The following is a 14,023-nucleotide window of genomic DNA, read 5'->3' as shown; positions in this document are numbered from 1 at the left end:
GTCATCAAGATTTGAGCGATCCTGAACTAAACCATTTGAAGAGAAGTAAACTTTTCCGTCGTGGAATAGATCAGAGCTTGCTGAAGAAGCAGTAGGTACACGACTATTACCCTTATAAATAATCTGGCCATCTTGAACCGGTTGATTGAAGATGTCAGATTGCTTTTGGCTTTCTATAAAAGCATTAGAGCTCATCATTGCACGGCGCATGATATTATCAGCTGAAGCATTATTGTTGAGGAATGCTTCAGGGCCTGAGCTCTTACGCATTTTCTCAACTAAGCCAACACCACCCCAGCGTTTAATATCTTCTTGGGACCATACGATCTCGCCTTTGTGCACAGCACCGGCAACTTCATATTTCCCACCTCGACCAGTGAAACCACCGTCCGCAAAGCCTTGATCTTTAATTGCCCTGATGTTAGCAATAATGCTAGCACCTTGTGCAACGGCTCCAGCAATCAAAGGCAAGTTATAAGGGAAACCAGCTTTTGAAGCAGCTGCGATATTTTGCTGGATGGCAATACCTGCAGCTGCAATTGCATAAGCTTTATCTGCAGCAAACATGAGCTTATAGGCTTTGGACTGTTCACCAAACATTGAACCAAACATCGAAGTGACTGAACCCATCATTTGTCCACCAAGGGCAATCTGAGCGTTTAATCGATCTTGTTGATACTTGTCTTCAACGTCCTTAACGTTCTGAGCATAATCACTGTAAATTTGATTCCGTTGCTCTTGAGCAGCTTGAATGATCGCAGTTTTCTGGTTTTCGTAATCCTGCTGACTTATAAGCTGTTGCTCAAATTGTGCATTTAAAGCCTCAATAGAATTTTGTTCATTTAAATTAACCACACCTTGCTGACTATCAAGTAGATTTGTCGCGGCACTTAGGCGGCTAGATCGTTCTTGATCTAGTCTATAGAACTCACCACTGCCATTCATATCAGCTTGAATACCACCCCATGCTTGACCAGCTTTTGCTGCACGATCAAGTGCTTCTAATCGTTCTTGATCACGTGATAATGCCAGTCGCTTACGTTTTTCCTCCTCATCTTTTACTGTTTTAGCAATTTCTTCTCGCTCCAATCGGTAGCGTTCTTGCATTGCCTCAGTTTCTGAAAGCAAGAATAATTTAGCTTGAAACAAACGTTGCTCTTGAGCAAGTTTTAGTAAACCTAATTCTTGTTGCAACTGTTGAGCTAACAAATTAACAGCTTCTTTACGCTGTTCTTTTGTCATCTCTAAGTCGTGTTCGGCTTCAAATTGACGTTTTGCAAAACTGTCCTTTAAAAGCTGCTCTTCCGACTTGGTGAAATCACGGAATGAATCAAACTTAGTCTTTGTAGCTTGCTCAGCAATAGCAATATCATTATCTGCACGTGCTTGAAGTTCTGCTTTTATTTCAGCCTTACGTTCCGGGCTAAAGTTAGCTTTATCAACATCCTCAAGTTTTTTGGCCAGATCATTCCTAATCTTTTTTACTTGATTAGCAACCTCATTTTCTAATTGAAGGCGAAGTTTTGCCTGCTCCTCGGCCATTTTAGTGGTATCTTGAATAAGCTTATCAAAGTCTTTTGATGAAATATCACCAGCAGAATAGCCATTAATACCAGCCATGTAACTTTGATAGTCTTTCCAGTATTGATTATTATTTTTACCAATACCTTTACCCTTCATTACATTGCCTTCACCTGCATGGTATGCACGTACAGCCTTTTCTAAATCACCTTTAAAAAGCTTCAAAAGATAAGACATGTACTTAGCCGCACCTTCAGCAGACTGTGCTAAATCAGTGCGGTCTTTTATGCCATATTGCTTGGCAGTACCTTCGAGAAACTGAAATCCACCAGTGGCCCCGGTTTCTTTGTTATAGGCTTTTGCATTACCTCGAGATTCGATCATATGAATCGCGGATAATGTTCCTGATGGGAGTTTGTATTTAGACTCTAGATCTGCAAAGCCGAATTTTGAAGCATTTGCTAGGACTTTCGCATTTACATTTAGTACTTTTTGCTGATTTTTAAGCTCCTTGTTTTGCTCCCGTATAGAATCAGTTCTAGCATCCGTGATGGCTTTGATTGATTCTTCTGCTTTCCAAGTATCCGTTAATGCTTTCATAGCCTCTCGGTCTGCTGCCTTAAGACCCTTAGCTAATGAATCTTTATAAAGCTTCAATAAATCATTAGCCTGAGACTCAGAAAAACCCTTTTTCATTACTATCTCGACAAATTGCGTATCCCACAATTTATCTGCATACAATTTCTGTAAGGACTTTTGAGCCTCATCTGCAGCCTGTTTTGTATTCTTGATAGCATCAGCATGCTTCTGTTGCTCAATTGCTGCATTTTGGGCTTTATTACCCGTTAAGGTAACTTCGATACCAAACAATTTAATGGCTGTTTTCGTCTTATCAGCCTTTTCATAAGCCTCATTGTATTTGTCGATTTGCTCCTTTAATGCATCTCTTAAGCTTGGGGGTAACTTCTGTTTAGCAAGTTGCTCCATAGCCTCCTTGTAGCTAATTGTGCCCAATCGAGCTTCATTAGAAATCCTTGTAAGTTCAACATTGCCTTTACCGAAGTTTTGAATATCAATTAAGGCTGAACCAACGGCCAATTCTGTTTTTTTCAACTCCTCATTTTGAGCTTTAAAGGCCGTTGTTAAGTCATTAATAGCTTTGGTTTTTGCCTCACCTTTTAACCCTTTTAATTCTTCAGCAGTACGGTTAGCCACTTCGGCTTGTTCAGCAAGTGTTCTATTCGCTTCTTCTGCCTTACCTTTAAAATAAGTATATGTTGCAGCCAGAGCGGATACACCTAGGGTAATTGCGCCAATTGGACCGCCGATAAGTCCTAATGCTCGACTGCCAATACTGCCAACCAAAGAAGAAGCTGCTGAGAGTCTTGATTGAGCAGCGGTTTGTGCATTTGTAGCAGCAGTTACTGCTGCTTGTGCCTGTGCATAACGTGTAGCTGCCGCAGTTGCACCAAATTTAGCTTGGGTTTCTGCGTTTGTGGCTCGGACATTCGCGAGATGCGCTTTAGCCGCATTCAAGGTAGCTGTAGCTTCTGCATATTCAGCTTGAGCGTTTAATACTGATGCTTGGCGGCTAGCTAAAGTCGATGTTATTCCATCCTTAACTGCTGCGCTCTTCATTAAAATTGCATGAGTGATATACCCAATACCAACTACCAATGCCCCATCTGCAATTAAATCTAAATTACTTGCAAGAGTTTGAACTGATCCAGCTAATACCTGTGCGGCCCCACTACCTTTACCAGCCTCACCCACAAACTTAGTAATTTCGTTATTTAAAAGTGTGAGTGATTGACCAATTGTGATATCAGTTTTAGCAAACAGCGCATCAACATCGTCTTGGACATTATTAAGGGCCTTAACGATTTCTTTTGAAGTAATCTTTCCTTCTGCGGCTACTGAACGTAATTGCCCCACTGTAATACCCATGCCTTGTGCAATAGCTTTTGCTAAAGCAGGGGTTTGCTCCATTACAGAATTCAGTTCTTCACCACGTAATGTACCACTGGCAAGAGCTTGTCCGAACTGTACTAATGCTGCATCAGCGGCCTCCGCACTTGCTCCACTAATAGCCACAGCTTTTGATACGGTTTCAGTTAATCGGGCAGTATCTTCCATCGTAAGATTTAATGTCTTGGCATTATCACTAAAGCGCTGGTACACCTGTAAAACTGAATCCCAAGCAGAATATGTCTTTTGAGCAATTCGGAACGTATCTTCAGTTGCTTTATTTAGCTCTACTTGGTTATTAGTCACTAATTTAAGACGGTTTTGAAGTCCTGTGTATGTATCCATCTTAGAGATTGCAGCACTAACAGTAATCAATCCAGCCATATATCCTGCAAGCTGACGGGTAGCTACAGATAAGCCATCCATTGACTTAGAAGCATAATCTCCTTTACGTTCAATGCTATCAAGCTCATTACCTAGATTTCGTGCATTGCGTTCAGCATTTTGCGAATCAATAACAATGACCAGACGAGATTCTTGTGCCATTTTACTTTCCTCTAGGCAATAAAAAACCCGCCGTAGCGGGTTAAAGATTTAGCTTAAATACTATTTAGTTAGGAACATTGAATAAATTAAGAAAATGACTCATCCCAACTTTGTCGAAGCTTTTCAGCTTCATTATCGAGACGTTTATATTCATTTATACTTTCAACTTCTTTATAACGTTTGCTATCAGTTTCACTAAATTGACTTTCGGCTGTACCTACAATTTTTTTGATATCACTATTTATAAAGAAATTTGAGCCATTCAAGTCAGATATAGGAATATTCACACCAAGATTGATGTCTTCACCATCATTAATCAACTTGTATAGATAAATATTTAAAGGCTTTGGACTAGTTTCAGCATTATTCAATCTAGTGATGTATTTACATTGATAAAGCCCTCTAATGGATGCGCCAAAAGAGTTTTGTGCTTCATAATCAATATTTACTAACAATTCTCTAAAGCGTGCTTTTTCAGTTTTTATATTTTCTTCTATGATTCCATTTTTAGTAATTAAATCACCAAATACGCTATTAATATCTTCGGCGTTCGCTGTACTAGCTGAAATATTCGCTTCACGAACTTTAAGACTTGAAGGGCTTTTCAAAGAGTTAGTTAAATAATCTACACATTTGCTATAAGAAGTATTGAAAAGGTTTTTATCAAAACCTGTTTGCGTTTCTTTGCACCCAGCTAATCCAACTAATAAACATAAAAACAATAATCTTTTCATTGAAATACCCATTTTAACAATGAGTAAAATTTAACAGCTAGTACAATAAAAAACCACCCGAAGGTGGTTTAATTATTATTCATGTTTCTATTAATCTCTTTTCCGGCTGAGGTCCCAGCTTTTTGTCCGAAGTTTAATAAATTTAAATCTTTAAAATAGTTAGAACCCGCAATAAACAGTATGATAATTACTGAACCAAATATGATTTTTGTTTGATTTGACACAAATTATCACCTTTAAGAAATTAAATCTATTTTGTCGAACACTTGTTGATGCAAGCTATATACTATTAGATTCTTAAGTGACAAAAATCAACCACAATTAACGACAAAAGTTTTTTTATAAAAGCTAATCACCACCTTAAAATCTCTTAATAGAATTTCCTCTGTGTAGAGATTCGGTGAAAGCTTGAGTAGAGCTGGCATATATTGCTTTTTGTAGACTTCAGGATATGTCTTGCATAAAATTTCCTGCTTCTGATCCAGTGGTACGTTTCGATTCTCTAGAGCATCTAGCATCTTCCCTATTTGTTGGTCCGCACTCATGAACTGCGCTTCAACTGAAGGAGGTAGTGCTTTATGTTCAGCTTGTTTAGTGCAGCTAACTAAAACCGCTAAAGAAATAGATAACCCCAATGTATAAAAAAGTTTTTCTAACATATTAATTTTCAATATAAATCATTGTTAACATTATATGTTTTTAATAATTACATTTCACTATCAGTATATTCCAGATATTAAAAAAACCACCCTGTGGTGGTTTTACTGAAGTAAGGTAAAGTTAATTTATTCCTGAAACTTTTTCTGCATGACTATTCATTTTAGAAACCCATTTGTATCCATTAAATACCCCTCCAATAATAGCGATAATCGCTAAACCATAGAGGATATTAAGAAAAGCTTCACCTAATCGATTCAGTATACTTTTCTTATTGGTAATTTCTGCTTGAACCAAAATATGGTTACCATTAATTGAGTTTTCTAATTCAGCTATTTTTTCTCTTAAAGATCCAGTTATTAGCTCTACTCTAGCAGCCATTCTCTGATCAGCTTGAGCTTCTAAATGCTCCACATGTTCACTTAACATATTTTTAAGAAATTGACTAACTAGATCTTCTGCACGTTTCTGATAATTAATAATATTTGATTCAAGACAGGTAGTTCTATGAAACTCAAGCCACTGATCTGGTGTTGGACTTGTAGAATATTCTGCTTCAATTTTTTTAATAAATTCAATTTTATGTTGCTTATAAAGAATATAAGCGATTGCCCCGATAAGATCATTCTCATCTGCGACTAATCGCTCATATATCCAGTTATATTCAGGGTTTTTATTTTCTGGTGCCACAGCTTAGTCTCTCATTAGAACGAGCTTTTGCATAAGCATCATTCATTTCCTCACGTGAGAAAGAGACACTACTTACATAAGCAGTACTGTAATTACTATTGTAAATAGAGGCTGCTGATCTTTGACTCTCTCTAGTCTCGGAAATAACGTGACCACAATTTCTATTGGTACTTTTCATTATATTTCCTCCTTAGACAAAAACACCCTGTTATCAATTGATAATAGGGTTTGTATTTAGGATGGTATTTATTAATGACATTTTTGTCAATAAGAAATAGAAATCGTTTGTCAAGCTTTTGTAGCTTTGAAAAAGTAACAACTGCTGGATTTTCAGTAGAATTTAACAAATCAAAACTAAAAAATGTCAATTTTTGCCATTACTCGATTTAACAATCTTCTTATGAACTTCTTCAATAAATAAATTATCTAAAGCAAAAATACAGTCATTAAAGATATGAGAATCAACAGGTAAATCATTATGCTCAGCATAGACATTGATTGCATGTTGGTCTAAAGATAAAGGTACACCCTGCTCATATCGTCTAGATCTAATAATCGTGCTATAGGCTGCTAGAATTGAGTCAGCCGCATAAGAATATTCTGGTGGATCTGGTAAATGTCCACCTAAGAACTTGATTTGTTCGATTTCGTGCGGCGTTTTTGACGCATAGGTCTTTTGGTATTTATAGAGCTCGATGACTTTCCCAGAATCGTCGCCTTGTCCTTGTCAGCTTCTTCCTGAATCTTTTGCGCCTGCTCTTTAACGAATGACCAGATCAAAAGGCCAATATCGCCAAGGTTAAGCAGCTTAGATGCATTTTCTGGTGTATAAGGTTGATCAATTTCGACTGTTTCACCATCTTCTACTTCAGCGAAAACAACGCCTTTCCAGTCTTCAATTAAATGAGCTCCAGCTGCATCTAATAAAAGCTCATGATAGAGCTTGCTGTTTACGTCTTTCACCATTACATCATAGCCTTTTGACGTAATTTGATTCCCTGCCTTCTCTAGCGCAACTTGAAAGGGTTTATAACCAATCCCACGAATTTTAAATTCTGCCTGCCCATCTGCCGTTTCAAACGTGCACCATTTAGATACTTCTGAGCTTCGAACAATTCCGACTTTTAAAGCCATACCTACCTCTATAATTTAGGAAATAAAAAAGCCCATGGGAATCCATAGGCTTTGATTGCTAATGAGTTGAATTAAACAAGAGCACGCACAATCGTTGGGGTTTTACGAACTTGAGCAAAGTTGATATCTAACGTAATAATGTCGTCACCGCCACCATCTGGGTGATTGGCTTCCATCACTTCAAGCTGTGGGAAGTTGAATGAGTATTTGCTACCTTTGCTGTCTTTAATATCGAAGGTCAGGGTGAATACATCACGGGTTTTGATAGCATCAATCCAGCCAGCTGCTGTAGCGGAGAACATGAAAGATCCATTCGCTTCGATATCCATCATTTTCTCTAAGTAAAACTCTGGTGTGTATTTACCTGAGCCAATACAACGAATTGCTTCCAGATTGTTATTGATCGAAATCGTCAACGATTGCATACATGCTTTACCTTGAATAGATTGACCATTCACAAGTAAGTTTTCAACGTTTGGCATGCTGACTAGTGGACGTGTTGTAGCAGCCACAGGATTAACAACTGGGTTTACTTGCTGACGAGTAAAAGAACTGCCAACCAAGCCAAAGTTACCAGTTATCTTTCCTGTAGTCTGAATGGTGATTTCACCCGTATTTACCTGAACACCACGGTAAATAAAGACCTGCCCCACATCTTCAAAGACTTTGACTAGAGTTAGTGATTTACGTACGGTACCACCAAAACTTAAAGAGTTTCCCGCCCAGTTATTGAATGCCAGCGCACTCAAGAATAAATCGAATGTCCCTACCGACAATTCAAACTCTAACTGACCTGCGACTTCAGCTTCAGTAACGACCCCGCCTTGCCGAAAGCGTGAATCCACAACTTCACTACTTTCTTCAGTAGAGACGTTTTCTGATAAGCCATCTGATACACGGCGAACCGTTTGCCAAATCGGGTTTGCCGGAGTTGTTCCCAGTACTGCTTCTTCACAAGCATATAATCGAATTTTTGCGCCTGAACTCATTTATAGTTCTCCAAAATTTAGGCATAAAAAAACCCACTTCTTCTGCGGGTCGTTTTAAAAATGGGTGTAAAAAAACCCGCTAAATTAGCGGGTCCTTATTTAATTTCATCTGAATTGGAGACTTCTGGAGGTTCGACACCTGCCATTGCATCTGCTACAGCTTGCGCAAGGTTAGTTGGCTGAAACTCAACTGGGGTTTCACTCAGTGGTTCTTCAGGTTCTGGCTCAGGTTCTTCATGTAAGCGAATATCGATCCAGCGAGAGAAAGGAATATCCATAGGATTTTCCAGATCAGCAACGATTGCAGCCAGTTCAATATCAAACTTACGCTTGTAGGTTTTAATGGAAATATCGCCATTCTCTAGCGTTTCATAGACAACTGCGACAACCGTATTACCATTCGCGTCTTTCGGCACTTCGACATACCAACCTTCTTTTGCAAAACCAAGTGATCCCTTAATCAGGTAATCACCAATTCCGTGCTTTTCGAAAGTAATAGGTTGTTTTTCAGCATCCGTATTTAGCTCAATATAATCACTGAAAAGTTTGACGACTGGAGACGCTGCTTTAATAAATCCTGATCCATCAACCGTGGTGTTATGTTCACCACGTAAGGCGTACCATGGAGAATATTCCCCCTGATAACTGTGTCGTCTAAAACCAAAATAAGCAGAAGAAGTCCCGACACTGATTTGTGCAGCATGTTCAGTTGCACTGGTAATGTTTAATCCCAAAATATATTGAGCAAAAATACCAGGATAATCGCCTGCAGCAGATGCATTTGCCCCTGTGCTCTGTAACCCGATAAAACTACCTCGTGCATCTAGAGTTGATAAAGGAGTATTGCTCAATGGAAAGTTAGCAGCAAAACCATTATTTATTAATCGTTGATAATCCGCCGAACTAGCATCTACTAGACGTTTCCAAGCGGTCCATGTCGCTAAGTCAGCAGTTGAGCGATACCAGATACGACCACTTGAAGCAGAAATATAGATCTGGTTCCGGTAATTATTGGAACCAGCAATATTTAATACCATTAATGTCCCAACAACTCCCGCTTCAGGGAAATTTAAGGCTAAAGTAGCGCTTGCAAAAGTGTCATTGCCGTAGAAACCCACAGTTGTCATATTATTAAGATCAGCCCCTCCAACATCTGTATTTCGAAGAGGTTTCCCTAAACCAAAATCACCAACCCGAAGCACACGCCCAACTGTATCATCGAGATATGAAGTAGTAAGTGTTCCCGCTGCTGCAGTGCCAGCACCCTGAACCTGTGATAGCTGAGGGTTTAAATTCGGAATGCCCGAAGCAAACGGCAGCATGAATTGCCGCTTTCCTTCAGCCGAGTTATACAGGAATGGCCGATGATCCCAACTGAACTTAAATAATAGATTTGCCATTATGCGGTTACTCCATCAATTACCTGAAATGTCAAAGTTTCAGTGTGCTGTGTAGTACCACTCACCACAGCTTTAATATCCATTTGAACCAAACCCAATGGCCATGCAGATGTACTAGCACCCGATTTCACATTAAGCCATCCTTTCTGAGTTGACTGACTTAAAGCTGCACATGTTAGAGTAGCTACAGCAATGCCTTCTGCAGTTTTTACTTGAGAGGTAAATGTATAGCCCGTCAGGTCAATTGCGCGACGAACATCATCGGCAGGATATTGCAAAGCATCATCTGTATCGACGAGCTGCAAATTCAAGTTGAAGGTGTCACCACGCTTAAAAACGAAATTGCTCATAAGTGATTCCTGTAAAAATAAAAAACCACCGATGAGGTGGTTAATAAGTAACTTACTTAAAGTTATAAATAAACGTTAAGTGCCCATTCGGAAATTTAAGATACTTTCCGGTATTTTTAATTGAATTGTCTCCATAGTATTATAAGGAGTTAGTGAGTCTTCATTTTTTGAGAGGTCCATTGGCTTAAATTTATTGATAGTTTCGTTTGAATTTTGAATCGCATTTTTGACATCATTTTCTTCTAAAATAAAAAAATCAAATTCAAAACTAGTATGAGTATAAATACGCATACCAAACAAACTTCGAGCAGACTGAGTTATTTCAATTAAATTTTCACCAGTTTTAGATGACCAAGAATAAAACTCAGCGTATTTTGAAGCATTCATATAAATAGAATCTGCAACTGTCCCATATGTTTCTTTATATCTTGCATAACTTTGAATAATTTCATCATAAAATTCTTGCATTACTTCTTCTCAATTAACCTTATATCCGATTATCACATTATACTGCACAAAGTCAGCATCTTTCCCAGCATCAATCGATTCACCCTTCAAACACTCTAAATCATCAAATGAGTAATACTCAAAATGCGCGAGTAAAGCATCACTTAGAACTGTCAGAGCTTTTTCTCCAGTATGAAGTCTATCGAAGCATTGAATCATGATATTACCAGTACGACGGGTACAAGGTTTATCAGCAACACCTGAAGTAAAGCTGGCTCCGCCTGCTATCTTTAAACGACACCACAAGCCTTCCTTTGGTACATTAAAGCCTGGTGCATTTGGATACTGGATTCTTTCCTGGGCAATACCTGTAAAGCTTTGCATACGATCGATAATAGCTTGTCTTGTTTGCTCTAAAGTCATTGCCATCTTAACCACCATACTTCTGGGAAATAAAGTTGAAGGTAATGTTGTAAATACCTTGAGGTGCTTGATCAGACCAACCGTTTTCTAATCGTTCAGCATATGGCTTATTGTTCTGTATATAGACTAAATTGCCTAGCTTAAACTTAACGGCTTGATTAGTGGCATCTTGCACGGCATTTGTTTCAGGTCCACGTACCCCATAGTCGCCAGATCCGACAGAAACAATGTGAGAAGCACGATAGGCACCAGTATCAACAGGGCTTGAAACAACAAGTGATTGCACTGTATCCATGGTGATTTTCTTAACATGATCTTCAGCTTTTTTTTCAACTTCAAAACTAAAACTAGTCGGCTTTTTGCCCTTCCATCCCATGTTCCACCTCGCTTTCCTCATACATTTTAAAAAGATCTTGAGCGATCGCTTGAATTGAATATGCTTCAAATTCTGAACTAGGCTCTTTTTCTCCCATCAGCTTCTTAACCTTTTGCCAAACATGAACAGCTTCATGTAAAAGCAAGCCATAGATCTCTATCAATTTTCTTTCTGAAGTGTCACCTAGCTGGACAACTGCATACGCACCATTAGAATAAAAATCAACTTGTGCCGCTGCACCTTCAACAGACAAGAACATATCAACCTTATTCATGTCTTCGAATAACAGGTCCATATGAAGCTGATTTCTAGCAAGCGTGTATTGCACATGTTGGAATGGTGAGATGTACCACTCAGGCACATAATTAGTATTAATCACTTGAACTCCCTAATTAATCCTAATAAAAAACCCACCGAAGTGGGTAGTTAAACTAATAGAGGTTTAATTGAATGAAGTTTTTCACTAAACAATATAGCCTTTTTGGTTGCATTTGATCCCCATTTATTAATTTCACCAAATAAATGATTGTTCGATTCTTCATCATGTTTATTATTAGAATAGTCAAAGTAGAGATCAGCTGCTATATTTAAAAAATGCCACCAATCGTTGATAACCATACGCATTTCATAGACATTTGCTTTGAAATCTTCAGCATCCTTATCGACACTATTAACCCTTGAAATCAGTGAACTTAATTGTCTATTTAAATTAGTTAGCTTTTCGCTATCTTTTTTTTCCACCTCATTATCCACTGCCAACTCGCTATACGCTCTTGTGGTCAACGAATTCATTTCGCGAAGTGCGTCCATTATCTCTATACTAGTTTTTTCATTAGTGATTCTTGCATGTGTTTCTCGCCAGTCATTAAAAAGTACAAATGCAGCTATCGGTGCTAAAAAGGCTGCTGCAAGAGTCAGGGCGTCCTTTAAAACATCATAGGCAACAGTTAAGTCAAATTTATAATGAGGAATTGGATAGGAACTTTTAAGAAAAAAGGAAATAATTAAATAAACTATTATCCCCATAACTATCCAAAACCAGATCTTCTTAATTTTTACTTTTAAATCTTCTTGAGCCATATATCCCCCTAATTTAGAAGGATATTAGATCAAGTATTTAAACCTTCCTCAACTGGCATTTCCAGATTGTACTGGCTGGATCTTGTTGAATATGAACGACTCGGAATGAACCTAAGGCTGTAACCCATTCATCATCAATTTTTGGAGCCATAGTCACTTCATTTTGAAGCACGGTGGCTTTCTTATCTGTGGTCAGTACTCCAAGCTTCTGAACCTCATATTGACTGTATGAGCCAAACAGAACGCCACGACCAGAATAGTTTTCTTTAACTTCAACATGAGTTTCAGTTTTAGGATCCCAATTCGTTTTTGTTACCCGTTCACACGTAAATGTATGAACGGCGTCAGCTAGATCCTCATCAAATGCTTCGGCAATATCTGCCTGAATTTCCTCACGTAAGCCCATTAGATTTTCCTAACAAAAAACACGCGTTTCCGTTTGCAATATGGTTGGATCAAATCAAGAATATATTGCTCACTCGCACTCAGTTTTACTGATCCGTCCTGGTATTCCTTTTCAGTCTCAACCGTATCAGCTTTAACTTTCTTTCGCTTTAAAGCCTGTTCCTGCCCTTGGTATATATCTCCCTTCATGATGCCCTTTATAACTTCATAGGAAGCCGTTTTAAGGGCATTAGGGACAGCAGTTACTTCTTCAAAAGGCTTAACATTACGTGCTAACAAATAAGCTTCAGACTTTTCGAGATAGTCAGCTTTATCACTGGCAGATAAAGCATCAAAGCCTGCTACACGTTCAATTGCCTCTTGTTCAGTGATAAAGCTCATGATTATTCCTTTGGCAAAAGTGCTAAAAGCTCATCTTTTTTAGCACCTGATTCAAATGCAATACCCTTTTCAGTTAGCATCGCTCGAAGCTCATCAACTTTAAGTCCGGCATAATTAATAGGCTGCACTTGGTCATCACCAGTGTTTTGATTATCTTCAGGGTTTTGGTTACCTTGATCTTGCTGGTTGTCGCCATCTGGCGTTTGTTTTCCTTCACCCAATTCAAGATCAGCAATACGTGCTTTCATTGCTTCAGGATTATTCTGGAATGCAATAAATTCACCTTTCAATGTTGCTAGTTGATCTTCTAGCTCATTTATTTTAGCTTCAGTCATTTGTTGTCTTTCCCGTGCACGGTTAAATGATGAAAGTCCCATAGAAGGATCTCCAAAAAATAAGGCGGTGTTACCCGCCTTTTAGTTATTTGATTTTGTGCTTGAATGCCACAATACGGATCTGTTTTGGATCGTAAACACGTTCCCAGCTTGCAGCTGTAGCAAGACCTGCATTATTAGGTGCAATACCAGTCGCACCTGCCCATTTAATGCCACGAGGGTGCAATACAAAGTGACGGCGGTTAATAAGAATGTCAGTACCCGCAAGACTATCGCGGTCAGTCTCTACACCAACTGGTGCACCAATATCTTGGAATCCAATTGCGCCTTGGCCAAAGAGGAAGGATGTGAATACATCACCATCAACAGGCATACCATCATCAACAATCACACGGCGATCCATGAAGGTTTTATAGAGCACTACACCATCAGCGTCACGTACGGTTTCGATCAAACCTTGTTTAGCTAGTGCAGCCATGGTTGCCGAATGCATGGCGATAGCCGTTAATTTGTCTACGGCATCCCCAAGCTTGTATGAAGCATCAACAAAAGATACGCCATCAATTACAGCGGCAGCTCCAGTTCCA

The 14,023-nt window shown here is 38.8% G+C and carries 18 protein-coding genes; all 18 read right to left on the bottom strand.

Annotation, left to right across the window (positions count from 1 at the left end; genetic code table 11):
• A partial coding sequence (locus ACINWC141_RS11950; RefSeq protein WP_009391475.1) for a tape measure protein occupies nucleotides 1-4,035 on the bottom strand: 4,035 nt, incomplete at its 3' end.
• A gap of 86 nt (nucleotides 4,036-4,121) precedes the next feature.
• The gene (locus tag ACINWC141_RS11945) at nucleotides 4,122-4,769 is read right to left on the bottom strand and encodes a hypothetical protein (protein WP_155757898.1); all 648 of its coding nucleotides are present in this window, start codon (nucleotides 4,767-4,769) and stop codon (nucleotides 4,122-4,124) included.
• 68 nt (nucleotides 4,770-4,837) lie between these two features.
• Nucleotides 4,838-4,993 carry a hypothetical protein gene (locus tag ACINWC141_RS20100; RefSeq protein WP_155757897.1) on the bottom strand — a complete coding sequence of 52 codons (156 nt, stop codon included), beginning with the start codon at nucleotides 4,991-4,993 and terminating at the stop codon, nucleotides 4,838-4,840.
• 87 nt (nucleotides 4,994-5,080) lie between these two features.
• Nucleotides 5,081-5,428, bottom strand: a complete 348-nt coding sequence (locus ACINWC141_RS11940) for a hypothetical protein (protein ID WP_009391487.1) — start codon at nucleotides 5,426-5,428, stop codon at nucleotides 5,081-5,083.
• Nucleotides 5,429-5,549: 121 nt separating this feature from the next.
• Nucleotides 5,550-6,116: a hypothetical protein gene (locus ACINWC141_RS19120; protein ID WP_009391508.1), complete on the bottom strand. Its 567-nt coding sequence runs from the start codon at nucleotides 6,114-6,116 to the stop codon at nucleotides 5,550-5,552.
• Nucleotides 6,117-6,740: 624 nt separating this feature from the next.
• Nucleotides 6,741-7,250: a phage-derived protein YdaY family protein gene (locus ACINWC141_RS11930; protein ID WP_009391471.1), complete on the bottom strand. Its 510-nt coding sequence runs from the start codon at nucleotides 7,248-7,250 to the stop codon at nucleotides 6,741-6,743.
• A gap of 71 nt (nucleotides 7,251-7,321) precedes the next feature.
• The gene (locus tag ACINWC141_RS11925; protein WP_009391513.1) at nucleotides 7,322-8,239 is read right to left on the bottom strand and encodes a phage tail tube protein; all 918 of its coding nucleotides are present in this window, start codon (nucleotides 8,237-8,239) and stop codon (nucleotides 7,322-7,324) included.
• A gap of 95 nt (nucleotides 8,240-8,334) precedes the next feature.
• Nucleotides 8,335-9,639, bottom strand: coding sequence for a pyocin knob domain-containing protein (locus tag ACINWC141_RS11920; RefSeq protein ID WP_034678479.1), 1,305 nt, complete (start codon nucleotides 9,637-9,639; stop codon nucleotides 8,335-8,337).
• Nucleotides 9,639-9,989 carry a hypothetical protein gene (locus ACINWC141_RS11915; RefSeq protein WP_009391470.1) on the bottom strand — a complete coding sequence of 117 codons (351 nt, stop codon included), beginning with the start codon at nucleotides 9,987-9,989 and terminating at the stop codon, nucleotides 9,639-9,641. The genes ACINWC141_RS11920 and ACINWC141_RS11915 overlap by 1 nt, the downstream gene beginning before the upstream one ends.
• 75 nt (nucleotides 9,990-10,064) lie before the next feature.
• Nucleotides 10,065-10,457, bottom strand: coding sequence for a hypothetical protein (locus ACINWC141_RS11910; protein ID WP_009391484.1), 393 nt, complete (start codon nucleotides 10,455-10,457; stop codon nucleotides 10,065-10,067).
• 9 nt (nucleotides 10,458-10,466) lie between these two features.
• On the bottom strand, nucleotides 10,467-10,865 hold the full coding sequence (locus ACINWC141_RS11905; protein WP_009391490.1) for a phage tail terminator-like protein: 399 nt from the start codon (nucleotides 10,863-10,865) through the stop codon (nucleotides 10,467-10,469).
• Nucleotide 10,866: 1 nt separating this feature from the next.
• A complete protein-coding gene (locus ACINWC141_RS11900) occupies nucleotides 10,867-11,235 on the bottom strand; it encodes an HK97 gp10 family phage protein (protein ID WP_009391472.1) in 369 nt (122 codons plus the stop codon).
• Entirely contained in the window at nucleotides 11,207-11,614 is a 408-nt protein-coding gene (locus tag ACINWC141_RS11895) for a hypothetical protein (protein ID WP_009391512.1), read from the bottom strand. The genes ACINWC141_RS11900 and ACINWC141_RS11895 overlap by 29 nt, the downstream gene beginning before the upstream one ends.
• 47 nt (nucleotides 11,615-11,661) lie before the next feature.
• Nucleotides 11,662-12,315 carry a hypothetical protein gene (locus ACINWC141_RS11890; RefSeq protein WP_009391477.1) on the bottom strand — a complete coding sequence of 218 codons (654 nt, stop codon included), beginning with the start codon at nucleotides 12,313-12,315 and terminating at the stop codon, nucleotides 11,662-11,664.
• 37 nt (nucleotides 12,316-12,352) lie between these two features.
• A complete protein-coding gene (locus ACINWC141_RS11885; protein ID WP_009391478.1) occupies nucleotides 12,353-12,721 on the bottom strand; it encodes a hypothetical protein in 369 nt (122 codons plus the stop codon).
• Nucleotides 12,721-13,101, bottom strand: a complete 381-nt coding sequence (locus tag ACINWC141_RS11880; RefSeq protein WP_009391473.1) for a hypothetical protein — start codon at nucleotides 13,099-13,101, stop codon at nucleotides 12,721-12,723. The genes ACINWC141_RS11885 and ACINWC141_RS11880 overlap by 1 nt, the downstream gene beginning before the upstream one ends.
• A 2-nt stretch (nucleotides 13,102-13,103) precedes the next feature.
• Nucleotides 13,104-13,478 carry a HeH/LEM domain-containing protein gene (locus ACINWC141_RS11875; RefSeq protein WP_009391510.1) on the bottom strand — a complete coding sequence of 125 codons (375 nt, stop codon included), beginning with the start codon at nucleotides 13,476-13,478 and terminating at the stop codon, nucleotides 13,104-13,106.
• A gap of 43 nt (nucleotides 13,479-13,521) precedes the next feature.
• Nucleotides 13,522-14,023: major capsid protein (locus ACINWC141_RS11870; protein ID WP_009391514.1), on the bottom strand; the 502-nt coding region annotated here is incomplete at its 5' end.

It is taken from the genome of Acinetobacter sp. WC-141 (assembly GCF_000313935.1).
Taxonomy (GTDB): domain Bacteria; phylum Pseudomonadota; class Gammaproteobacteria; order Pseudomonadales; family Moraxellaceae; genus Acinetobacter.
Note: the sequence above shows the minus strand (reverse complement) of the source record. Positions and strands in the feature narration are given on the sequence as shown.